Source organism: Bartonella sp. CL436QHHD (assembly GCF_042195105.1).
GTDB lineage: Bacteria > Pseudomonadota > Alphaproteobacteria > Rhizobiales > Rhizobiaceae > Bartonella.
The window spans coordinates 305,984-327,401 of the sequence record NZ_JBHINR010000032.1 but is presented as its reverse complement, the minus strand read 5'-3'; the positions used below and the strand labels follow the sequence as shown (position 1 = coordinate 327,401).

The window sequence follows — 21,418 nt, the reverse complement described above, 5'->3', positions numbered from 1 at the left end:
TGCCATATGAGACAATCTTCTAAAAGACCTTTCTTGGTAACAAAAACAAATTAATAAAGGAGAAAGTCTTATGGCAAATATTATGCTATTTTACAAAGATATCACGCCAATCAACAAAGTTTCCCATAAAAATCTAAAATTTGCTCCTCCAAGTGATATGTCTTTTGCCAAGGATACTCACTGGGTTCCTTTAGCAAGTACTGAATATTTTCAAGCAGCACTAGACTATCCTATTTTATTTATGTGCGCCGAAGATGAACAAAAAAAACGGCACTACACATCCGCAGCTCTTGTCGGCCTTTCTAATGACGAAAATGACTATATCGCTTCTGATAAAAGTTGGAAAAATAATACTTATGTTCCTGCTTTTGTCCGTCGCTATCCTTTTGTTTTGGCACAAATTAGCAATGAAAAAGAACTTTCTGTTTGCTTTGATCAACAGTCAGGTATGTTTAATGAAGTTGCAGGAACAGAACTTTTTAATTCCGACGGCTCTATTTCTCCTTTTATGGAAGAACGTATTCGTTTTCTTGAAAGTTTTAAAATCGCTATGGAAAAAACCTCTGAGTTTATTGATGCTCTTGTAGAAATGGATCTTCTAAGCCAAAAATCTATCAATGTGAAAAACGATAAAGGTCTCTCAGCTCAATTAGAACATTTTTGGGTTGTTGATGAAGAAAAATTGAATAAATTATCAGCAAGCCAACTTGCCAAACTTCATAAAAATGGCTTTTTAGGATTAATTTTTGCGCATTTGATGTCAACGCACAATCTTGTGAAAATACTCTCTCTCAAAGGTGAAAAGCAACTTATCAATCGTGAAGAGCAACCCCAAAACAAGAATGGTCATTCTAACGATGAAAAATCTAAAAAGAAAGAAACTCTCAACTAGATAATGCCTATCAAAAACGACAAGAGAAAAGATGAAAATATTCCTCTCATTCCAGCAGACCATGCAATTTTAAACGCAAGGAAAAATTGGTTAGAGTGTCTTACCCAAACACGTCGTATGTCAGCACAAACAGTGCAAGCCTATGAACGTGATACGCGGCAATTTTTGTCTTTTCTCTGTCAACACTTAAGTCATACACCAACCCTTACAGATCTTGCTCATTTACGCATCAGTGACTTGCGTGCTTATCTTGCTTATCGGCGTACAAACAATGTAAGTGCTCGTTCTTTAAGCCGCGGAGTAGCAGGCATCCGTTCTTTTTTCAAGTACCTATCACGTGAAGGAATCGTCAATGTTCCGGCGGCTCAACTTATCCGAAGCCCCAAACACCCAAGATCGCTCCCAAAACCTTTAGCGATCAAATCAGCACTTCACATAGTCAAACAAGAAAACCAGCTAGAAAATGAACCTTGGATTAGCGCTCGTAATGCGGCTGTCCTCATGCTTCTCTATGGCTGTGGAATGCGAATATCAGAAGCCTTAAGCCTCACACCAGAACAATTTTCTGATCCTGAAAAAACAAGTTTATTTATAACAGGAAAAGGTGGAAAAACACGCCTTGTTCCTCTCATCAAAATTGTTTACGAAGCTGTACAAAATTATCTCAAATGTTGCCCATATCCTTTAGTGGATAACCAACCCATATTTCGCGGGGCACGAGGCGGTCCCCTACAGCCCGCCATTATTCAGAAAACTGTACGCAACTTACGAGCAAGCCTTGGTTTACCAGAAACTGCAACGCCCCATACACTGCGCCATTCTTTTGCCACCCATCTTTTATCACGGGGGGGAGATTTGCGCACGATTCAAGAACTTCTTGGGCACGCTAGTCTTTCCACCACACAAATCTATACCCATGTCGATACAGACCATTTGTTAAAAATTTATCAAAAGGCCCATCCCCGTTCCTAAAAGTGTCTCATCAAAAAATTAGAGTGTTTCAACCTCAAGTGCCAAAGCATGAACACAAGTAGCTAACTCTTCTTGTAAAACTTTATAAATCGCTCGATGTATTTCTACGCGTGTCATATTAGAAAAAGAAGAAGATAAAATTTTCACTCGAAAATGTGTTTCTCCTTTACCATCAAAAGCATGTTCATTATGAGAATGCCCCTCATGAAGATGACTTTCGTTAATCACTTCAAGCTTTTGCGGATGAAAAGCATCCTGAAGCTTTCTCTGGATTATTGTTTCTATAAACATTTTTCATTCCTCAAACAAAATGAACGTGCAAAAATACACCTTTTTCATAATAGAATAAGTGTGAAAACAAATTTTTCAAAAGTCAATTCTTGTAAAATTAATCAATTTTGCATAAACCAATAATATGACAATAACATCTAAATTATTCGATTCAATTCGCATAAGCTCAAATAAAAAACAAAACGCTGAGCCAGAAGCACAACAGTGTCAGTGGGAAGGTTGTGAAAAAACAGGGGCCCATAAAGCACCAGCAGGTCGAAATCACGAAGGACAATATTTATATTTTTGTATTGAACACGTACGTGCCTATAATAAAAATTTTAATTACTTCTCTGGTCTTAGCAATAAAGATATCGCAAAATTTCAAAAGGATGCTCTCACAGGACATCGTCCGACATGGCCTACAGATCTGAGCAATGGTACATCGAAAAAAACAGCCGCTAATTATGCAAAGATTCGCTCTGGAACAGCTGCCTATCAAAATCGTATGCGCGATCCCTTCACGCTTTTTACTGGGCAGCATTCAAGCAATAAATTCTCACGAAAATTAAAGCCCTTAGAAGCAAAAGCTTTTGATACACTGGGACTACAGGCAAACGCTTCAGCAGAAGACATCAAAATGAAATATAAAGAATTGGTAAAAAAGCACCATCCTGATTCCAATGGTGGTAATCGTGCTTCAGAAGAGCGCTTTCGTGATGTTTTACATGCTTACAATTTGCTAAAAAAGTCTGGTTTGTGCTGAAAACATGCGCTTATATGAGTCTATTTTCATTTAGACCATCATTATTTGCGCAAAATGTTATTTTTTTTGCAAAACATTATAGAATACGTAAAAAATCTTTCTTCAATATCTAAGGCTCTCATTATAGAGCATTGCATAAATACTCTAACTCTTGTATCGTTTCTAATGAATAAATAGCATCCTCTCCCTTCCAGAAACACAATGACAAATCTTACCGTTGAAAATTTGCCCGATATTACACTTTGTGCTCGCGATCTATTTCATATTGAAACAGATCTGAAAGTCCCTGCTTTTAGCACAAAAAGTTCCCATGTTCCTGATATCGATTCTGATTATCTTTTTGATCAGCAAACAACTTTAGCGATTCTCGCAGGTTTTACCTTCAACCGCCGTGTAATGGTTTCTGGCTATCACGGTACAGGGAAATCAACGCATATTGAACAAATTGCTGCACGTCTCAATTGGCCTTGTCTTCGAATTAATCTCGATAGTCATGTAAGTCGTATCGATCTTGTAGGAAAAGACGCTATCGTTTTAAAAGATGGCTTACAAATCACTGAATTTAAAGAAGGCATTTTGCCATGGGCTTATCAAAATAATATTGCTCTTGTTTTCGACGAATATGATGCGGGGCGTCCCGATGTTATGTTTGTCATCCAACGCGTTCTTGAAACCTCTGGAAAACTAAGCTTACTTGATCAAAGCCGAGTCATCTCTCCACACCCAGCCTTTCGTCTTTTTGCAACAGCAAACACCATTGGTCTTGGTGATACAACTGGTCTCTATCATGGTACCCAACAGATCAATCAAGCTCAAATGGACCGCTGGTCTATTGTTACGATACTCAATTATTTACCCCATGATAAAGAGGTTAATATCATTTGTTCAAAGGTCAAATCCTTTCAAACGACTGAAGGAAAAAAGATAATTTCACAAATGGTTCATGTTGCTGATATGGTACGCCAATCTTTTATCAATGGAGATCTTTCAACTGTCATGAGTCCACGTACCGTCATTACTTGGGCAGAAAATACAACGATTTTTCAAGATGTCGGCTTTGCCTTCCGATTAACCTTTCTCAATAAATGTGATGAACTCGAACGTGCCACTGTTGCAGAATTTTATCAACGCGCCTTTGGACAAGAGCTTCCCGAATCACTTATTCATGGTGTTTCGCCTTAAGGAATCTGTCACTCATGGCTACCGATATTGGCGACAACAAAAATCCGGCAAAAGATTCTTCCAACAACACTCTTAATATTGAAGCTTTTAAAAAAGCACTTTCCACCTGTATGCGTGCAATTGCAGGCACAAACAACCTTGAAGTTTCCTTTAGTCATAACCGACCATCTTTAAGCGAAAGTTGCGCGCGTTTACCAGAATTACCTCAATACGCAACGAATAAAGACATCACCATTACCCGCGGATTAGGTGATTCCATGGCTCTGCGCAAAGCATGGCATGATAACCGCATTCACATGCAATTTTCTCCACTAGAATCAGAAGCACGTGCTGTCTTTGATGCCTTAGAACAAACACGTGTTGAAGCAATTGGTACTTTAGCCATGGAGGGGCTTGCAAAAAATCTTGATATCATGCTCGCCGATAAATACAAAAGAGCCCATTATCATAAGATTAGCAACCAAAGTGAAGCCCCCATCCAAGAAGCAATTGCACTTTTATTGCGTGAAAAAATAACAAAGCGCGCAGCTCCAAGAGAAGCCGGTCCTGTCTTAGAACTGTGGCGTCAAGAACTCGAACAAAAAGCAGCAGCAGAACTCAATGAACTCCCACATCATATTTACAACCAACAAGATTTTGCACAGATTGTTCGCCAAATGCTTGTTACACTCAAAATGACAGTGCAACAAGCTGAAGCTTCTAACAGTGAAAACAATAAAAAATTAAAAAATGCGTGTGAACCTCAAGACCAAGGAGAAGAAGAGAGTAAAAACAAAAAACACGCTCAAAGTGAAGAACAAACCAGCACTGAACAAGAAAGTGATGTGCAAGATGACGGAAAAACACAAGCGACACAATCAAACAACAATGATCAAGCTGACGGCGAGCAAAAAAATGGACCTTGGCAAGAAAAGCCGAGCAAACCCAAACACCTTTTTTCTGATTCGGAACAAATGGAAAGACTTGGCAATTATAAAATCTTCACCCGTCAATTTGATGAAATTTTGGAAGCAACAGATTTTTGTTCTGAAAACGAGTTAGATCACTTACGCCGTTATCTTGATAAGCAAATCAATCATCTCCAAAACATCGTTGGACGTTTAGCAAACCGTCTCCAGCGCCGCTTGATGGCGCAACAAAATCGCAACTGGAACTTTGACCTTGAAGAAGGATATCTTGATACAGCACGGCTTCCACGTCTAATTATTGACCCCATGCAACCCCTTTCTTTTAAAATGGAAAGCAACACCCAATTTCGGGACACAGTTGTTTCACTTCTCATTGATAATTCTGGCTCAATGCGCGGACGCCCCATTAGCGTTGCTGCAAGTTGTGCTGATATTTTGGCACAAACTCTTGAGCGTTGTGGTGTCAAAGTTGAAATTTTAGGTTTTACCACCAAAACTTGGAAAGGGGGCAAATCGCGCGAACAATGGCTTACCCAAAACAAACTCCATAATCCTGGACGCCTCAATGATTTATGCCATATCATCTATAAAAGTGCTGATACCCCATGGCGTCGCGCACGACGCAATTTAGGTTTGATGATGCAAGAAGGATTATTAAAAGAAAATATCGACGGAGAAGCTTTGATTTGGGCTCATCAACGCCTTTTATCACGGCGTGAACAACGTCGCATCCTCATGGTCATTTCTGATGGCGCTCCTGTTGACGATTCGACATTATCGGTCAACGCCAGCAATTATTTAGAAAAACACTTACGCGCAGTGATTCAAGAAATCCAAACACACTCCCCTATCGAACTCATTGCCATTGGAATTGGTCATGACGTCACACGTTATTATCAACGTGCTGTAACAATTATGAATGCTGAAGAACTCGCCGACGCCATAACAAAACAATTAGAAATACTTTTTAGTGATAAAAGGACTCATTTTCATAAGAAATAAACCTGCCTTAAATCAGCAACGATTACATTTAAAACATTATCTCTATCATTAAACCATCGGAATTTGATGACTAACAACCTGAGAAGATAATCCCACAAATTGAATAGCGAACTTTAAAGAAACTTCTACTTTACTGGATGCATTATAAATTCTAAAAGAAATGCTCCAACCATCTTCAAAAATTATAATGAGTTTGTTTTTACTTTCTGGTTTTAGTGCAACTGATAAAACTTTTCTTGGAATTTTTCATTTACGTCCATATCCCAGAGTGCCATTCAAATTAAAAGACTGAATAATTACCCGTTTTGGTCTCGATCTTGTGTTATTTCATTATATTTAAATATTGAAATACACGTATATAGAAAAATATCTCCACTAGACATAGCTCTAAAGTGCTGCTCTCACAGAAAATATAATGCATAGACTTTCACCTTCAGTAAAACAAAAAGATAAAAGTTGTATTTATTATACGCAAAAGAAGAATCATCCAAAGAGGATATTTTAAACACTAAGAATTATTTTATAAAAGAATCAGCATAAATGGATTCATAGCGATTTTTGCCGAAAAATCGCTAAAGCAAGCGAGAGCCAACCTGTTCCTAACCTTCCCAAAACAGTACTCACCACGGGTGATCTATCAACATAAGCTCCCATCTCCTAGATAAAAGAAAAAATCTTTACTCACATAAAATATAAGAAAAACACGAAAAAAAGAATATTACTTCATTCACGAAAAAGAACACACCATTATATATCTTATCCGCACTCCTACTTTAAAGAAACATTCTTCCTTGCTTCCAAGCTTATTTCACGACAGCGCCCATATATGGCATAATGCAAAATCCAGAATCATCCTTTACTTTACAAGCTACAAGCCAAAAGCAAAATCCTACTTTCAAGCTTCCAATGTTTTTAAGATAAATCAATATACTTCCAGCGCCTAATATTGCACTTCTATTACATTAAAGCTCTTCATAAGAGTATTGCTTTCTCAAATGACGTTGTCCGCACGCCAATTCCTCTTATAACATAGGCAAGCAAATGATTTTTATTAACTCAATATAAGAGTATTTAAAACGCGTAAAATTTTATGATATTGAGCTCTTTCACTCAAATGAAAAATATAAGTTATCATTTTAAATCAATCTATTAATAAACATCAGTTGCAATTTCTGTCACATTTAATCATTTGTAAAAAGTATATTAGCCCCTTCTCAAACAAATGACTTTATCTTTTCCTCACAAGAGAATTTTGAAATAAAAAACGCGTTTTGTGTTGGAACTCTTACTTAAGTTGGCAAATGATAAAGTATCCATTATAAATAACGTGCCACACCAAGCATAGCGTACAATTTTCTTGGCTTCATGAAAAAAAGACAAAAATCATTATTTATGACAAACAAAAGAAGAATCATCCTTTGAATGACTTTGATAAAGAGGAAGCTTTACAATATTAAGAATTGTCCCATAAGGAATCAACATCAACAGGCTCATAATAATTTTTACCGAAAAATCACCAAAAGCAAGCGATAGCCAAACTGGCATGCCTATCCCTCCCAAAACAGTACTCTCCACCAGTGAACTATCAGCATACCCTGTTATCTTATCAAGAACAGAAAACGAGCTAGAAAAAGCAAGAGCAAAAAACAGCACTGTATCCAAAGCTGAACCAACCAACGCTGCTGCTAAAGGTGCTTTCCACCATGTTTTACGTCGTAAAGGAGTAAAAACAACAATATCAAGGAGTTGCCCAAATAAAAATGCAAAACTAGAAGCAAGGGCAAGCCGTGGTGTCGCCAATATCCAAGAAACAAAGACCCCCGCAAAAAAACCAGCATAAACCACACGCCGCGCCGCAGATGGACCATAAAAACGATTGGTTAAATCATTGATCAGAAAAGCAAATGGATAGGTAAAAGCCCCATAAGTCAACAGCTCATTTAAATCAAACCAATAGACAGGATATTGAACCAAAATATTAGAAGCCGTAACAGCAAGGCACATTGCAAAAATAGAAAAAACAACATACCTTTTCTTTTGCTGTTCTAATAAAGGACCGCTTGAAGACATTTTTTTTAACCTGGGATATGGAACCAAATAAAATGAAACGATCAACCTGCAAAAAACTTAACTTCTAGAACAGAAAACCGAAATCAAAGCGTTAATAAACCAAAAAGAATGGCGCTAACAATTACGCTGCCTGTTCAGCCTTTTGCTCACCTTCTTGCTCAGCTTTTTTCTTAATGATTTGGCGTTTTAGCAAACGCGCACGTTGCGACAACTCTTTATCATCTGCTTTGACTAAAAAACCATCAAGGCCACCACGATGCTCAACAGAACGCAATGCACTTGCTGAAATACGCAAGCGATAACTTTGCTGTAACACCTCTGAAATCAATGTCACATTGCAAAGATTTGGTAAAAAACGACGCCGTGTCTTATTATTCGCATGGCTAACATTATTACCATACAGAACCGTCTTCCCTGTCAATTCACATGCACGAGACATAAACTTCACCCTTAAACTCTAAGAAACTTTCAAATCCCCATACCCAAAGGACACAATGAACGCAAAACACGCGCAATGCAACCTTGAACGGGCATCATTGGGAAGTTTCTTTCTAATAGGGGGTCGACAACAAAAGGTCAAGTCTTTTATAAAACCTTTTTCATCTCTTGTTGGCTCATTTTTCATCTTTTTCCTCAATAAGACGTGCAAATTCTGCCAAAAAGCGTACAAAATGTTTTTTTTAAATACATACCATGTTAGAATAAAAGCCTATTGTCCCGAAAGGAAGCATAAATCATGAGCAAAAAAGGGCCCCCCATGACAAAGCTTCAGGGAAATTCTTGCCGTTTTTCTTCTTTTTTATTTGGAACTTTATGTATTTGTTTTTTTCTTCTCTTCAGTGCATTAGGTATATGGCAAGTACAACGGTTAAACTGGAAAACAAATCTTATCACCAGTGCTAATCAGCGCATTCATTTACCCCCCATAAAAGCCCCCAAAAAAAATCAATGGTCAGATGTTACTTTTGAAAAATATGAATATCAACCTGTTGTTATCACAGGAAAATTTTTAACAGATAAAAATATCTTAGTCACTGCTGCCGCTCAAAATACTACAGGCTATTGGGTTTTGACTCCTTTACAAACTGCTGATAATACACTGATCTTTATCAACCGTGGCTTTATCCCCATGGATGAACGTAATAATTTTCAAAACTCAGAGAAATCGCATACAAATGCCTCATCTCAGCAAAATTCTACCACGGACACAGAACAAACAATGATTATAGGTTTATTACGCATGAGTGAAAAAAATGGATTTTTCCCGCGTAAAAATAATCCTGACAAAAATTTATGGTATACGCGCGATCTCCCCGCTATGGCACAAAAACTTGGTTTGTCCACTGTTGCTCCTTATTTCATTGATGCCAGAAAAACATCTCCACAAGCAAATCTTCCCGTCGTTGGTCTTACGATTATTCATTTTCGAAATAATCATCTCGTTTATGCAATCACGTGGTTTATTTTAGCTGCTGGTGTGTTAGGAGGTTTTCTTTTTCTGCTACGGCAAAAAAACTAAAAAAATACCTTTTCCATCTCAAGTAACAAAAATTTTTAGAATCTTGAAAACTGATAAAGAGAATAGAATCTACCAACTTGCGCCTTTGTTAAATAAAGATCATAGGCATACAATAGATCTTTATACCATTCACAAAAGATTTACGCGACACTCTTTAAAAAATCATCATAAAATGAGGGTTTATTCATTAAAAATGTAATGCCCAAAAATGTGAAGCAATGCATTATCTCCACTCTATAAAAAATTCACTCTTAAAAAACATTGTCATAAACGCTTTTGAAAAACATAAAGCCAAATTTAAAAATGATAGGAAAGATAGGCACTCATTTTTGCCTTTATAATTTTATATTCTTGCTTCATTAGATTGTTTCCCATTTCAGAGATTATTCCAATTGATATACGTAATACTTTCGCCTTCATATAGTATAAAAGCTAATATAGCAGAGAACATACGGAGGCATTTTTTGTTTCACAACTGCTATGAAGATGAGATGTTGAGTTATAAGCAACAAAAAAACATTTAATTTCTCAACGCGACTTTTATACCTATCACCACACCTCAAATGAGAGGTTTTTACAGGATAATAGAAAAAGGTGAGCATCCTATATTCTAAAAAGACAGTTTATCCTTTCAGTGTATTTTGCTAAAGGCTTATGCTATAAACGTATAAGCGTGTTTTACTAGAATTTTAACTCTTTCATTTTTAAGGCTTCTGTTATGGGTGTTGTTGCCAAAAATTTTCCCATACCTGATCTTCATCGGGTTCGTCGTGTTCTCTTTTCTGTGTCTGATAAAACGGGTGTGGTTGCTTTTGCACAAGCCCTTCATGCTACTTACAATGTTGAATTAATTTCAACAGGAGGAACAGCAAAAACCCTCATAGCAGCTGGTTTACCCGTAAAAGATGTTGCTGAAGTTACCGGATTTCCTGAAATAATGGATGGGCGTGTAAAAACACTCCATCCTTTGATTCATGGTGCTTTGTTAGGGGTAAGAGAAGATCCTAGCCATAGGGAAGCTATGGAAAAGAACAGCATTCATGGAATTGATCTTTTGGTGGTGAATCTTTACCCTTTTGAAGAGACGATCCTATCGGGAGCCGATGGGCAAACGATTCTTGAAAATATTGATATCGGTGGACCGGCGATGATTCGCGCCGCGGCAAAAAATTATGCTTATACCGGTGTTGTAACAGCGATAAAAGATTATGATTCGATTCTAGCTGAATTAAAGCAGCATAATGGATGTTTAAGCTTATCTATGCGTCATCAGCTAGCAATGCGCGCTTATGCACACACCGCTGCTTATGATACGGCAATAGCAACGTGGTTTGCACGGGATTTAAAAATTGAAATTCCATCATGGCAGAGTTTTTCCGGTCATCTTGAAAGTGTTATGCGCTATGGGGAAAATCCACATCAACAGGCAGCATTTTATCGCAATAATGAAAAACGTTTTGGTATTGCAACAGCAAAACTTTTACAAGGCAAAGCGCTTTCTTATAACAATCTGAATGATACAGATGCAGCCTTTGAGCTTGTGGCAGAATTTGATCCGCAAAAAACCGCTGCTGTCGCTCTTATTAAACATGCCAATCCTTGTGGTGTTGCGGAAGGAGAAAATTTGAAAGAAGCTTATTTGAAAGCTCTTATGTGTGATAATGTATCGGCATTTGGTGGAATTGTTGCTTTAAATCAAACCCTTGATGAGGAATGTGCTGAAGAAATTGTTAAAATTTTCACAGAAGTGATTATTGCTCCTGATGCCACAATGGCGGCACGTGAAATTATTGCCCAGAAAAGAAATCTTCGTTTGCTCATTACAGGTGGAGTTCCTGATCCACGCTGTGGAGGACTTCTTGCGAAAACACTTGCAGGAGGCATTTTAGTGCAATCACGTGATAACGTGGTGGTGGATGATCTTAAATTGCAAGTAGTGACAAAGCGGGCACCAACTCAAGATGAAATGCGTGATCTTCAATTTGCTTTTCGTGTAGCAAAACACGTTAAATCAAATGCTATTGTGTACGCGAAAAATAGCGCAACAGTTGGAATTGGAGCCGGACAAATGAGCCGCATCGATTCAGCAAAAATTGCTGCAAGTAAAGCAGCAGAAAGTGCGCAAAGAGCAGGCTTAACAGAAACTCTCACAAAAGGATCTGTTGTTGCATCAGATGCATTTTTTCCTTTTGCAGATGGTTTATTAGCAGCAGCTGAAGCAGGGGCAACAGCAATTATTCAACCAGGAGGCTCCATGCGTGATGAAGAAGTTATCGCCGCTGCTGATGCACAGGGTTTAGCAATGGTTTTTACAGGAACACGACACTTCCGCCATTAATAATTTTGCTGATTCCCTCTTCGTATGAGACAAATGTTTCAAGGAATTTTTCATAATCATCGTATAACTATTGATAACTATTGAAATGGAAGCAGTTATTCAATCCAAAGAATCTACACGTGAAGAAGTTTATCACCGAAGAAAATGCACATAATTTAGCCATTGTTTAGGGAAAGAATATTGTTCTTGTTGATATTTTTAATGGTTGCCCTTTCACATGAGGAAAATGTTAAAGGGATGTTATCTTGTATGTAGATGCATACCTGTTATGATATTATAACACAACTCTTTTTAGTAATATGCTCTATTCTTAAACTAAAGAGTGTAATGAAAAGTTTGAGTAGAGGATATGAATATTCTACGTTTTTATAGTAATTGGCGCCGTTATCGTCGAACCGTTAATGCGTTAAGTCGTCTTTCAACATATGAACTCAGCGATCTTGGAATTTGTCGAGGTGATATTGATTCAATTGCACGACGTTATTCGCGTAAATCTTTATGAAAGTTGTTTGAGATATTTGAGAGAATGCTTTGCTCTGAAAAAGCGTGCATTTTGTGATTTGTTATTACGCCTTCATTTTTAAGAGCAGAAGAGTTGTTTTTCTCAGCCATTGCTGTGTATTGTTTCTCAAATTTTCAGTGTTTCTGTGATATACAACATTTGATTTATAATGATAATTTAGCGTTATTCATATTGAATTAGAACTCCGAATACCGTGAGATTCTTCCATTTCAAATCTATGTATGTTGAATCAACCAAAACCATTCGCCTGCACGTTACAAGCGGGGAGAGCTGTATGGATAAAAACTATTAAGAAAAGGCTAAAAATGCCTCTTATGAACCATCTCTAGTGCCAAGAGTTGTTACAAACATTGGGCACTGATAAATAGTGTGATAGTGCCGAACTGCTCCTTCATAAGCATAAAGATGGGGGGTGCTTAATGGATTTACCGTTATACCCATCACGGGCATCGTCGCAAAATAGGCTTGGAAGCATTAAGGAATTTTTCTTTAAAATAAGTCCGTGAATATACAATACAATAGCGCTCTGTTTTTCGTGAGGAGTGTAGCCCTATTAATGCAACTCTCTCAGAGATAAATATTGATCCCAACAGCACACTTAAAAACTTATCGAAGATAAGCAACGGCTTAATTTTCTCTCCATATCTTTAAAGATATGAAGATCCTTAACCAGTACTCATCTGTCAACAATGGTCTTTCCAAAAACTTTTTTTCTGGAGCCAATCCCTTTTAGCATCACCTCATGAGATTCTATGAGCAAACCTTGCCTAAAAACATCCAACCCATACTCTAACAAAACTCTTCATGTATAAAATTGATATGATCTTCAAATTTTGAGAATATTACCACAATAAACGATAATGTTTTGCGACACGCAAGATAAAACGCAATATACTATGGGTTGGAATAATGTTCTAATTTTTTATCAAACGCTTTACGGATAAAACGCCAACGAACTTTTTCCTGAAATGCTGGACGAAAATATAAAACAATCTGTTGTGTCCGTTGTGGACCTGTTAATTCTGCAAAATCAATCGAATCTTCAAGACAAATATCTGCGTCAGGCGATATAAAATACCATACTTGTTCGCTCTTCACGTTCTCATTCTTTACGGTTAAACATACACGTTTGCCATCATAGTTAACTTCAACTTGTGGATGAAGATGAAACCGAACAGCAACATGATTTTTTTCATTTTGCACACTCTTGTGTCTCTTTCCCCCTTTATTGGGCATAAAAAAGCGATCAAAACCCTCAATCATATCTCCATTTGTCGCCAAAATAAGACCACGCTCATGAATAAGATTAAAGGGTCGCATATAACCATTATGACTCGCAATAAAACCCGTCTTCTCTGAATCCTCTATACGGCACACTTGAACATCTGTTGGTCCATCAAACAAAAATGGCGCGCCATTTTTCTTTTTATGATAAAAAGCACCTACTGAACAATCATTAAGCGTAGCTGTTGAATGTGCTGCAGTAACACGCCCTAAATGTCGATAATCTTCCCGCCCATCAGGATTAACACCGGTATTGATAATAAAACGGTGCCCTTGTGAAGACATTTCAAAAGACAAACACCCCGAACAAGCCTGCTGTGCTACAGAGCGGGGTGGAAACTTTCCTGTATCTGCAAGCACTGTTGTTTGATTGGCTTTTAAGCGCTGAAATCCTGAATAACGGGCATAACTAAAAGGATGGCCTCCTGTTTCATCAAGCTCCAAAAGTGATGATAACCGTTCCGATACAAGGGGACCAACCCCATTAAAATGGGCCAACGTTTGATCCTCATGGATAAAGAATCGTAAAGCTGGCAACATACGCTCAACAGAATCAATCAAAATACGGGGTGCTGTTTCATTGCTACGCATAAAAAGATGCCGTAACGACAATAAATCCGATAACAAATTCAGCAAAATAACAGGACTACGGGAAATATGCCCACCATCAACTAGGATTTGACGGGAAAGCTCCTCTATAAGTGTGGTTTGTACCTTTTTTTTCACTGCCGCTGAAACAGGCAAAGCAAGAGATGCGAATGTCAAAGCCACTGCTGCTTGTAAACGTTGATCATTGTGCTCCATACTACAAATTGTTACGCGCAAATAACGAAATTGCAAACCAAGTGCACGTAAAAAGCGTTTTTCAAACCGTTCACTTGCCCCTTCTAACAACATTTTCGAATGACAAATCCATGAAATCAAGCGCCGCGCCACAACAGGATCACTCCAAGCAAGCCCTTTTACCTTCTTACCAGCATGGTCAAACCAGTCTTCTAAAAGAGAGCGTGCATGTGCAGAAGCTAAATCACTTCCTGCTGCCTCCATATGGCGCAACCAATGAAAATCATGTAGAGCCGCTTCCCATTCTAGCGTTGGTGGAACCAATGAAAACGGAGAAACAGCACCAGAATGAACAATGTGACCAGCAAAAGCAAAACGACCATGATAAAATTCATGCGCCATCATCGGATCAGCTACATGCAAATCCATGGGATGCGCTAAAATTTTATGAGGACGAAACCCTGAAAACCGCCAACGAAACAATGGTCCAACCCATAAACGCCGCATAACATTCTGTATCGTATCGATACAGGCTGCCACTTTTACCTGAGGAGCTTTTACCGCAACCGCCAAAATTTTATCTCCATTTATGCTGAATCAAATACAATTTCGACCATTTTTGTAAATGAAGCGTTAATTAAGCAATTTTTCGTAAGCGCGCAGCAAAAAAACCATCCATTCCTAAAAATACGGTTTTCTCAGCATCAAAATTTTTATGACAAAAATCCGCAGGCGTTGTCCGTAACATCCCCCCACAAAGCAAATGTTCCAGTGCTCCCATTTCCTCTGGATAAATAGGGTCTAAAACAATGTCATTGCGTGTCGATAAAATTTTTTCAATAAGATCTTCACCTTCTTCTCTTGCCAATGAACAATTGGAAAAAACAATCCGTCCCCCCTCCTTTACCAAAGAAATTGCTGCGACAAGCAAATCATATTGCAACGCCACTAACTTGACGATATCTTCCCTCGATTTCGTCCATAAAATATCCGGATGACGACGGATTGTTCCTGTAGAAGAACAAGGAGCATCAAGAAGAACTGCATCAAAAAGCTGTGTGGGATAGAAATTTCTCACATCGCCCTGCCAAATGTGAACTGAAAAATGAAGCCGTTCCATATTTTCTTTTAAACGCTTTACGCGGTTAGCAGAAAGCTCAATTGCTGTCACCTCTGCCCCTTGCAAAGCCAATTGTGCTGTTTTTCCCCCAGGGCTCGCACAAAGATCAGCAACGCGTTTACCCTCAATACTCCCAAGTAAACAAGCAGGCAAAGCTGCTGCAAAATCTTGGACCCACCAAGACCCTTCACGATAGCCTGGTAAATCAGAAACAGAACACTCCAGACGCTTCAATCGAACAGAACCATTGGGCAATACCACACCGCCAAGCCTTTCAGCCCATCCACCACTATCAGATTTCACTGTCAAATCGAAAGGAGGTTCCACACTTTGAATTGCGATAATCTGATGTGCCTTTTCTGTTCCATAAGCTGATATTAAAAGCTGTCCAAACCACGCTGGCACACCTTCAATGGTAGGAACTTGTTGACGTAAAGGCTCTGCCTCACGTGCAACATTGCGCAAAAGAGCATTCACCACCCCTGAAAAACGGCGCATTCGAGGATCAAGTTTCGCCACACGCACAGCTAAATCAATAGCCGCATGATCGGGAATATCAAGATAAAGAATTTGTGCAACACTGATATGCAAAAGATGCTGAAGTGAAAGTGCTTGTGAAGGCAAAGGACGCGCCAAAAAGCGTGAGAGAGCCGCCATAATCTGCCTTCGATGACGCAATGAAGCTGTTAAAATAGCCCGACATAACAAACGATCTCGTTGTGAAAGCTTCAAATATTGTGGATGTCCGTGTTCATTATCCGTCAAACCAGACAGAGGCGTGTACTTATCAACTACCGCCCCCAAAAGACGCACACACACCTGTCGAACAGCTAATCCTGGAACATTTTTTTCAGACACATGCCCCGCTTTTTTGTGTTTCAAACCACCACCTTTATATCACAGTTTTCTCAAGAGCTCCCTCAATAATTCTATGAACGAGATCTTTTTGAATTTTCATAACGAAGCCAAGAAGGACGTTTTGTAACACGCTGAAAAGAACTATTTTCTTTCTCACCTAATGCATGAGTCTGACCACTATGAAAATCTCCATAGTTCATCCCGCTGCTTTTTTCATGTATAGCGTCTTCTTTATTCCATCCCACACTTTTGGCAAGAGCCCCTTTCATCTCTTCTGCTTGCTGATAAAGAGCAGCAATACGATTTGCAGTTGCTGGATGTGTCGAAAAAAGACTATCCGCTCCCTCACCGCTCAAAGGATTAATAATAAACAGATGCGCGGTTGCTGGATTATGCTCTGCTTCTTCATTATATACCCCACGTCCCCCATCAGCAATCTTACGCAATGCCGAAGCCAACCATAAAGGATTACCACATATTTCAGCCCCTCTCCGATCCGCAGCATATTCCCGTGTACGGCTAATCGCCGTTTGCACCAGCATCGCTGCAAAAGGCGCCACGAGCAATGCAATAAATCCTCCAATTGCCCCAGCGCCATGAGAATCTTCTGAAGAGTTACGCTGTCCTCCCATAAAGAAAGCAAAATTACCAAGCATTGAAATTGCCCCTGCAATCGTTGCGGTTAGAGTCATTGTTAACGTATCACGATGCTCAATATGTGCGAGCTCATGCGCCATAACGCCGGCAATTTCCTCAGCGCTTAACCGCTCTAACAACCCAGTACTTGCAGCAACAGCTGCATTTTGCGGATTACGTCCCGTTGCAAAAGCATTTGGCTGTGCATTCTCAATAACATAAACCTTTGGTTGAGGAAGAGAAGCCTTTTGTGCTAAATCGCTTACAATCTTATAATAAACTGGTGCTGAATGCTGATCAACTTCACGCGCCCCGTACATGCGTAAAACGATTTTATCTGAATTCCAATAAGAAAAAAAGTTTAAACCACTTGCCATCAAAAGAGCAATGACCATGCCACCGCCCCCTCCAACAAGATAACCAACTCCCATAAAGAGAGCAGTTAAAAAAGCCAAAAGCATAGCTGTACGCATTATATTCATTACTCAAAAAACTCCATGATAAAAGTCAATCAATACTATATGATGGTGTTTTCTTTCTGCTTCTTCAATGGAATAGGTGTAAAATGAATAAAAAAGATGAGAAAACAAGCAAAAAAAATGCAACTGTCGTTAAACAGCAATCTCTTTCTCCCGCAGCACAACGCGCCCTTAAAGAAGCTGAAGAAAGACGAAAACGCGCAGCAAAAAAAGAACAACCTTTAGAAAACGGCGGACGCGGCGGCAAAGACCCTTCCCGCTATGGAGACTGGGAAATTAAAGGCCGCGCCATTGATTTTTAAAACCATTGATTTAAAAAAAAACGGCGCAATTTAAACAAGCAGCTTTTTAATGAAAATCCGTTTTTGATAGACAAAAACGGATAATATTTATTTTTCTAAAGCTTTTAAAAACACATTGATTAAACAATCATGCTTCTTATGCTGAAGCAGATTCTGCTTCAGCCGCTGCCGCTGCTTCTTCTGCTGCTTGCTTTGCTGCTGCTATACGTTCTTGTGCTTTTTTACCCGGTTCACCTTTATGTGGATTATTACGAGTTGGACGCTTTTTCAAGCCAGCTGCATCTAAAAACCGTAAAACGCGATCTGTTGGTTGAGCCCCTTGCCCAAGCCAATATTGGATACGTTCTTCATTAAGTTTCACCCTCGGTCCATCTTTAGGCAACATTGGATCCCATGCACCAACACGTTCAAGAAACCGCCCATCGCGCGGACTACGAACATCTGCAACGACGATATGATAGTAAGGACGTTTTTTTGAACCTCCACGGGACAAACGAATTTTCAATGCCATATTTTATCTCCTATTGTCAGCTCTGGCTTTCGTTTAAATTGACTTTTTTTGTTTTTTGCTCTTCAGCAATAACTTCATGATGACTCACAACTTCTTTAATAATAAATTTTAAAAATCTTTCAGCAAAATCAGGATCAAGATCACTATCCATAGCCAATTGCCGCAAACGCGCTACCTGATATTGCTCACGCAGAGGATCTACTTTAGGCAAATCATAACGGGCTTTTAAGCGCCCAACAGCTTTCGTACAACGAAACCGCTCTGCTAAGATATGAATCAAAGTTGCATCAAAATTATCAATGGATGCTCGTAAATGTGCCAATTCGTTTAATACTGTTTCCTGCATTATATTCCTTTCCCTCTTTACATCTTATTTTTTCTTAGGATGCTGAGGAAAATTTCCCCCATCGACAATGCCATTGGAAAGACCAGGAAAAGTAGGTCCACGCTTGGGAAGTCCGGGCAAAAGCTTCCCTCCATTACCATTTTCAATTTGCTTTTGAAGCGTTGAGAATTGCTTTGGATCCAATCCCGACAAATCCGGCATAGCTGGAGAATCCCCTCCCAAGTTTCCCATACCACCAAAACCCATTTTGGAACCAAGGCCTCCCAACATCTTTCCCATAAAACCACTTTTTCCTTTACCACCCATGGCTTTCATCATATCAGCCATTTGGCGATACATCTTCAAAAGTTTATTAATATCAGCCGCCGTCGTACCAGACCCCTTAGCAATTCGTTGTTTGCGGCTATGTTTTAAAAGCTCTGGATTCGCCCGCTCTTTGGGTGTCATAGATGAAATAATGGCCAATTGACGATCAAACAAACGATCATCAAACCCCGCAGCCGCAATCTGCTCTTTGACCTTCCCCATTCCTGGCAACATGCCCATAATACCGCCCATTCCACCCAGTTTTTTCATTTTCTGCAACTGTTCTGCAAGATCATTCAGATCAAATTTTCCGGCTTGCATTTTTTTTGCAAAAGCAGCAGCTTTCTCATGATCCATTGTTTCAGCAGCTTTTTCAACCAAAGAAACAATATCCCCCATTCCGAGAATACGATCAGCAATACGACTGGGATGAAATTCTTCTAAAGCATCTATTTTTTCACCAGTTCCAATTGCTTTAATTGGTTTACCTGTAACAGCACGCATAGAAAGAGCAGCGCCACCACGCCCATCACTATCCATACGTGTTAAAATAATCCCCGTAATCCCTACACGCTCATCAAAAGAACGAGCAAGATGAACGGCATCTTGCCCCGTCAAACTATCAGCCACCAACATAATCTCATGAGGAAGGGAACATGCTTTAATTTCAGCCAATTCGAGCATCAAAGCTTCATCAATATGATTACGTCCTGCTGTGTCAAGAAGAAGCACGTCATAACCACCTAATTTAGCAGCCTGCACGGCACGTGATGCAATATCAACGGGCAGCTGACCCGCAATAATAGGCAAGCTTGCAAGTTTTGCCTGCTCTCCCAATTGGCGCAATTGCTCCTGTGCAGCGGGACGGCGTGTATCTAATGACGCCATGAGAACTTTTTTATTGTGCTTATCAGTAAAACGTTTTGCAAGCTTTGCTGTTGTAGTTGTTTTTCCGGAACCTTGCAAACCAGTCATCATGATAACAACTGGAGCTGGTGCATTTAAATCACTCAGAACGCTTTCATTTCCAAGAATATGAACCAATTCATCATGAACAATTTTAACCACCATTTGGCCTGGTTTAATTGATTTAACGATTTCGGCCCCAACAGCTTTTTCCCGAACTCTATCGGTAAAAGAGCGCACAACATCAAGAGCAACATCAGCTTCCAATAAAGCGCGACGAATTTCACGCAGCGCCTCTACAACATCCTGATCCGATAAAGCGCCACGTCCCGTCAAATGAGACAGGATAGAACCAAGTCGCTCTTGCAAGGATTCAAACATCATTTACCTCATTGTTGCATAACAAACAAACCAAAATAGCATCCGAGAACGCATCGCGCCGTCGGATGTTGACCTCTGAGATCTCTTTATACCCTTAAACTGGGGTCTCAGTCGGTGGCTCCAAGTTAATTTTGTCACTGAAAGCTTGCTCCTTCAAACAATAAAACCCCAGCTTTGTCAAGTTTTATCATAAAATATCTTTTTATACGAAGAAATAAAAACAACAAATACTATACTTCAAAACTTTCAACTTCAACACGCATAAAACAACCTGTTTCCTGTTCCATGCTCCATAATTTTCCGCTAGAGATATCAAACCAAACACCATGCAATGTCAAAAAACCTTGATCTTTGCGAAGCTTAATCCACGGAAACGTCTCTAAATTTCTCAACGAATGGCGAATAGAAAGCTGCTCTAATGCCGTCTGTTTTTCTGGCCAAGACAGCGACTTATTATTCAAAACGATTTCTGCTGCTGGTGCTAAGAGACTTATCCATTGACCGATAAAATCATTTGATAATAAAGATTTATATGTCTCATTAAGAGCAGTACGAATGCCTCCACAATGGGCATGACCAAAAACGACAATATGTCTCACCTCAAGCAATTGCACAGCATATTCAAGAGCTGCTGATGTTGCGTGATATTGGTCATCAGGAGAAAAAGGAGGAACCACATTCGCCACGTTGCGCAGGGTGAAAATTTCCCCTGGCTTAGCATCAAAAATCATTTCTGGTACTGCACGCGAATCACAACAAGCAATGACCAAAACTTCAGGTTTCTGCCCCTCAATCGCCAATTGCTGATAATCTGCTATTTTATATAAAAAATGATTGTTTATAAAGTTTTGGTAACCACTTAAAAGTCTTTCTGGTAAACGCGCCATTCTCTCTTTACTTTTGCTTCTTTTTTTACTTTTATTTTGTATATTTTAAAAAACAAACTATTAACATACAAAAATACTAAAAGTGCCCTTTCCTTGAAGCAAAATATTTCTTTAAAGTGCAAAATATTACTAAAAAATAGCAAAAACAAACTCATTCTTTCCAAATAAAGAGCTATT

At 39.1% G+C, this 21,418-nt stretch carries 20 protein-coding genes; 9 read left to right on the top strand and 11 right to left on the bottom strand.

The window, feature by feature from the left end:
• The first annotated feature begins 70 nt into the window (after nucleotides 1-70).
• Nucleotides 71-892: a SapC family protein gene (locus tag ACFIKN_RS05165; RefSeq protein ID WP_375630713.1), complete on the top strand. Its 822-nt coding sequence runs from the start codon at nucleotides 71-73 to the stop codon at nucleotides 890-892.
• A gap of 3 nt (nucleotides 893-895) precedes the next feature.
• Nucleotides 896-1,864 carry a tyrosine recombinase XerC gene (locus ACFIKN_RS05160; RefSeq protein WP_375630711.1) on the top strand — a complete coding sequence of 323 codons (969 nt, stop codon included), beginning with the start codon at nucleotides 896-898 and terminating at the stop codon, nucleotides 1,862-1,864.
• Between the two features lie 18 nt (nucleotides 1,865-1,882).
• On the opposite strand, the gene ACFIKN_RS05155 is transcribed toward ACFIKN_RS05160, so the two are convergent.
• Entirely contained in the window at nucleotides 1,883-2,155 is a 273-nt protein-coding gene (locus ACFIKN_RS05155; RefSeq protein ID WP_375622119.1) for a BolA family protein, read from the bottom strand.
• 124 nt (nucleotides 2,156-2,279) lie between these two features.
• Here ACFIKN_RS05155 and ACFIKN_RS05150 point away from each other — a divergent pair, with 124 nt between their 5' ends.
• From ACFIKN_RS05150 to cobT, 3 genes are all read left to right on the top strand, one after another.
• Entirely contained in the window at nucleotides 2,280-2,900 is a 621-nt protein-coding gene (locus ACFIKN_RS05150; RefSeq protein WP_273790064.1) for a J domain-containing protein, read from the top strand.
• A 201-nt stretch (nucleotides 2,901-3,101) separates the two neighbouring features.
• On the top strand, nucleotides 3,102-4,082 hold the full coding sequence (gene cobS, locus ACFIKN_RS05145; RefSeq protein WP_273790065.1) for a cobaltochelatase subunit CobS: 981 nt from the start codon (nucleotides 3,102-3,104) through the stop codon (nucleotides 4,080-4,082).
• Between the two features lie 14 nt (nucleotides 4,083-4,096).
• Nucleotides 4,097-5,992, top strand: a complete 1,896-nt coding sequence (gene cobT / locus ACFIKN_RS05140; protein ID WP_375630708.1) for a cobaltochelatase subunit CobT — start codon at nucleotides 4,097-4,099, stop codon at nucleotides 5,990-5,992.
• Nucleotides 5,993-6,040: 48 nt separating this feature from the next.
• Here the strand turns inward: cobT and ACFIKN_RS05135 are convergent, their stop codons facing one another.
• From ACFIKN_RS05135 to rpmB, 3 genes are all read right to left on the bottom strand, one after another.
• Nucleotides 6,041-6,235, bottom strand: coding sequence for a HaeIII family restriction endonuclease (locus ACFIKN_RS05135; RefSeq protein WP_375658048.1), 195 nt, complete (start codon nucleotides 6,233-6,235; stop codon nucleotides 6,041-6,043).
• Nucleotides 6,236-7,378: 1,143 nt separating this feature from the next.
• A complete protein-coding gene (locus tag ACFIKN_RS05130; protein WP_375637337.1) occupies nucleotides 7,379-8,062 on the bottom strand; it encodes a VUT family protein in 684 nt (227 codons plus the stop codon).
• Nucleotides 8,063-8,183: 121 nt separating this feature from the next.
• The gene (gene rpmB / locus ACFIKN_RS05125) at nucleotides 8,184-8,501 is read right to left on the bottom strand and encodes a 50S ribosomal protein L28 (RefSeq protein ID WP_273787609.1); all 318 of its coding nucleotides are present in this window, start codon (nucleotides 8,499-8,501) and stop codon (nucleotides 8,184-8,186) included.
• Between the two features lie 297 nt (nucleotides 8,502-8,798).
• Between rpmB and ACFIKN_RS05120 the strand changes: the two genes are divergently transcribed.
• The 3 genes from ACFIKN_RS05120 to ACFIKN_RS05110 all read left to right on the top strand — a co-directional run bounded on the left by ACFIKN_RS05120 (nucleotide 8,799) and on the right by ACFIKN_RS05110 (nucleotide 12,421).
• Entirely contained in the window at nucleotides 8,799-9,581 is a 783-nt protein-coding gene (locus tag ACFIKN_RS05120; protein ID WP_375630704.1) for an SURF1 family protein, read from the top strand.
• A gap of 718 nt (nucleotides 9,582-10,299) precedes the next feature.
• Nucleotides 10,300-11,919 (top strand): bifunctional phosphoribosylaminoimidazolecarboxamide formyltransferase/IMP cyclohydrolase, encoded by a 1,620-nt coding sequence (gene purH / locus ACFIKN_RS05115; protein ID WP_375658006.1) that lies wholly within the window; start codon nucleotides 10,300-10,302, stop codon nucleotides 11,917-11,919.
• Between the two features lie 349 nt (nucleotides 11,920-12,268).
• A complete protein-coding gene (locus tag ACFIKN_RS05110; protein ID WP_273790070.1) occupies nucleotides 12,269-12,421 on the top strand; it encodes a DUF1127 domain-containing protein in 153 nt (50 codons plus the stop codon).
• Between the two features lie 915 nt (nucleotides 12,422-13,336).
• On the opposite strand, the gene ACFIKN_RS05105 is transcribed toward ACFIKN_RS05110, so the two are convergent.
• The 3 genes from ACFIKN_RS05105 to htpX form a co-directional block, all read right to left on the bottom strand.
• Nucleotides 13,337-15,082 (bottom strand): heparinase II/III family protein, encoded by a 1,746-nt coding sequence (locus tag ACFIKN_RS05105; RefSeq protein ID WP_375658005.1) that lies wholly within the window; start codon nucleotides 15,080-15,082, stop codon nucleotides 13,337-13,339.
• Nucleotides 15,083-15,146: 64 nt separating this feature from the next.
• Nucleotides 15,147-16,511 carry an RsmB/NOP family class I SAM-dependent RNA methyltransferase gene (locus ACFIKN_RS05100; protein ID WP_375630698.1) on the bottom strand — a complete coding sequence of 455 codons (1,365 nt, stop codon included), beginning with the start codon at nucleotides 16,509-16,511 and terminating at the stop codon, nucleotides 15,147-15,149.
• A 47-nt stretch (nucleotides 16,512-16,558) separates the two neighbouring features.
• Nucleotides 16,559-17,605 (bottom strand): zinc metalloprotease HtpX, encoded by a 1,047-nt coding sequence (gene htpX / locus ACFIKN_RS05095; protein WP_375658004.1) that lies wholly within the window; start codon nucleotides 17,603-17,605, stop codon nucleotides 16,559-16,561.
• 83 nt (nucleotides 17,606-17,688) lie between these two features.
• Between htpX and ACFIKN_RS05090 the strand changes: the two genes are divergently transcribed.
• Nucleotides 17,689-17,904, top strand: a complete 216-nt coding sequence (locus ACFIKN_RS05090) for a DUF1674 domain-containing protein (protein ID WP_273790074.1) — start codon at nucleotides 17,689-17,691, stop codon at nucleotides 17,902-17,904.
• A gap of 136 nt (nucleotides 17,905-18,040) precedes the next feature.
• Here the strand turns inward: ACFIKN_RS05090 and rpsP are convergent, their stop codons facing one another.
• From rpsP to ACFIKN_RS05070, 4 genes are all read right to left on the bottom strand, one after another.
• Entirely contained in the window at nucleotides 18,041-18,415 is a 375-nt protein-coding gene (gene rpsP / locus ACFIKN_RS05085; RefSeq protein ID WP_273787601.1) for a 30S ribosomal protein S16, read from the bottom strand.
• 16 nt (nucleotides 18,416-18,431) lie between these two features.
• Nucleotides 18,432-18,761, bottom strand: a complete 330-nt coding sequence (locus ACFIKN_RS05080; RefSeq protein WP_273790075.1) for a chorismate mutase — start codon at nucleotides 18,759-18,761, stop codon at nucleotides 18,432-18,434.
• A gap of 24 nt (nucleotides 18,762-18,785) precedes the next feature.
• Nucleotides 18,786-20,354, bottom strand: coding sequence for a signal recognition particle protein (gene ffh / locus ACFIKN_RS05075; RefSeq protein WP_273790300.1), 1,569 nt, complete (start codon nucleotides 20,352-20,354; stop codon nucleotides 18,786-18,788).
• A gap of 230 nt (nucleotides 20,355-20,584) precedes the next feature.
• Nucleotides 20,585-21,241 (bottom strand): carbonic anhydrase, encoded by a 657-nt coding sequence (locus tag ACFIKN_RS05070; protein ID WP_273790076.1) that lies wholly within the window; start codon nucleotides 21,239-21,241, stop codon nucleotides 20,585-20,587.
• Between the last annotated feature and the right edge of the window lie 177 nt (nucleotides 21,242-21,418).

Coding starts and splice junctions, on each gene's coding strand:
- ACFIKN_RS05165 (WP_375630713.1), top strand. CDS start 71: ATGGCAAATATTATGCTATTTTACAAAGATATCACGCCAATCAACAAA.
- ACFIKN_RS05160 (WP_375630711.1), top strand. CDS start 896: ATGCCTATCAAAAACGACAAGAGAAAAGATGAAAATATTCCTCTCATT.
- ACFIKN_RS05155 (WP_375622119.1), bottom strand. CDS start 2,155: ATGTTTATAGAAACAATAATCCAGAGAAAGCTTCAGGATGCTTTTCAT.
- ACFIKN_RS05150 (WP_273790064.1), top strand. CDS start 2,280: ATGACAATAACATCTAAATTATTCGATTCAATTCGCATAAGCTCAAAT.
- cobS (WP_273790065.1), top strand. CDS start 3,102: ATGACAAATCTTACCGTTGAAAATTTGCCCGATATTACACTTTGTGCT.
- cobT (WP_375630708.1), top strand. CDS start 4,097: ATGGCTACCGATATTGGCGACAACAAAAATCCGGCAAAAGATTCTTCC.
- ACFIKN_RS05130 (WP_375637337.1), bottom strand. CDS start 8,062: ATGTCTTCAAGCGGTCCTTTATTAGAACAGCAAAAGAAAAGGTATGTT.
- rpmB (WP_273787609.1), bottom strand. CDS start 8,501: ATGTCTCGTGCATGTGAATTGACAGGGAAGACGGTTCTGTATGGTAAT.
- ACFIKN_RS05120 (WP_375630704.1), top strand. CDS start 8,799: ATGAGCAAAAAAGGGCCCCCCATGACAAAGCTTCAGGGAAATTCTTGC.
- purH (WP_375658006.1), top strand. CDS start 10,300: ATGGGTGTTGTTGCCAAAAATTTTCCCATACCTGATCTTCATCGGGTT.
- ACFIKN_RS05110 (WP_273790070.1), top strand. CDS start 12,269: ATGAATATTCTACGTTTTTATAGTAATTGGCGCCGTTATCGTCGAACC.
- htpX (WP_375658004.1), bottom strand. CDS start 17,605: ATGAATATAATGCGTACAGCTATGCTTTTGGCTTTTTTAACTGCTCTC.
- ACFIKN_RS05090 (WP_273790074.1), top strand. CDS start 17,689: ATGAATAAAAAAGATGAGAAAACAAGCAAAAAAAATGCAACTGTCGTT.
- rpsP (WP_273787601.1), bottom strand. CDS start 18,415: ATGGCATTGAAAATTCGTTTGTCCCGTGGAGGTTCAAAAAAACGTCCT.
- ACFIKN_RS05080 (WP_273790075.1), bottom strand. CDS start 18,761: ATGCAGGAAACAGTATTAAACGAATTGGCACATTTACGAGCATCCATT.
- ffh (WP_273790300.1), bottom strand. CDS start 20,354: ATGTTTGAATCCTTGCAAGAGCGACTTGGTTCTATCCTGTCTCATTTG.
- ACFIKN_RS05070 (WP_273790076.1), bottom strand. CDS start 21,241: ATGGCGCGTTTACCAGAAAGACTTTTAAGTGGTTACCAAAACTTTATA.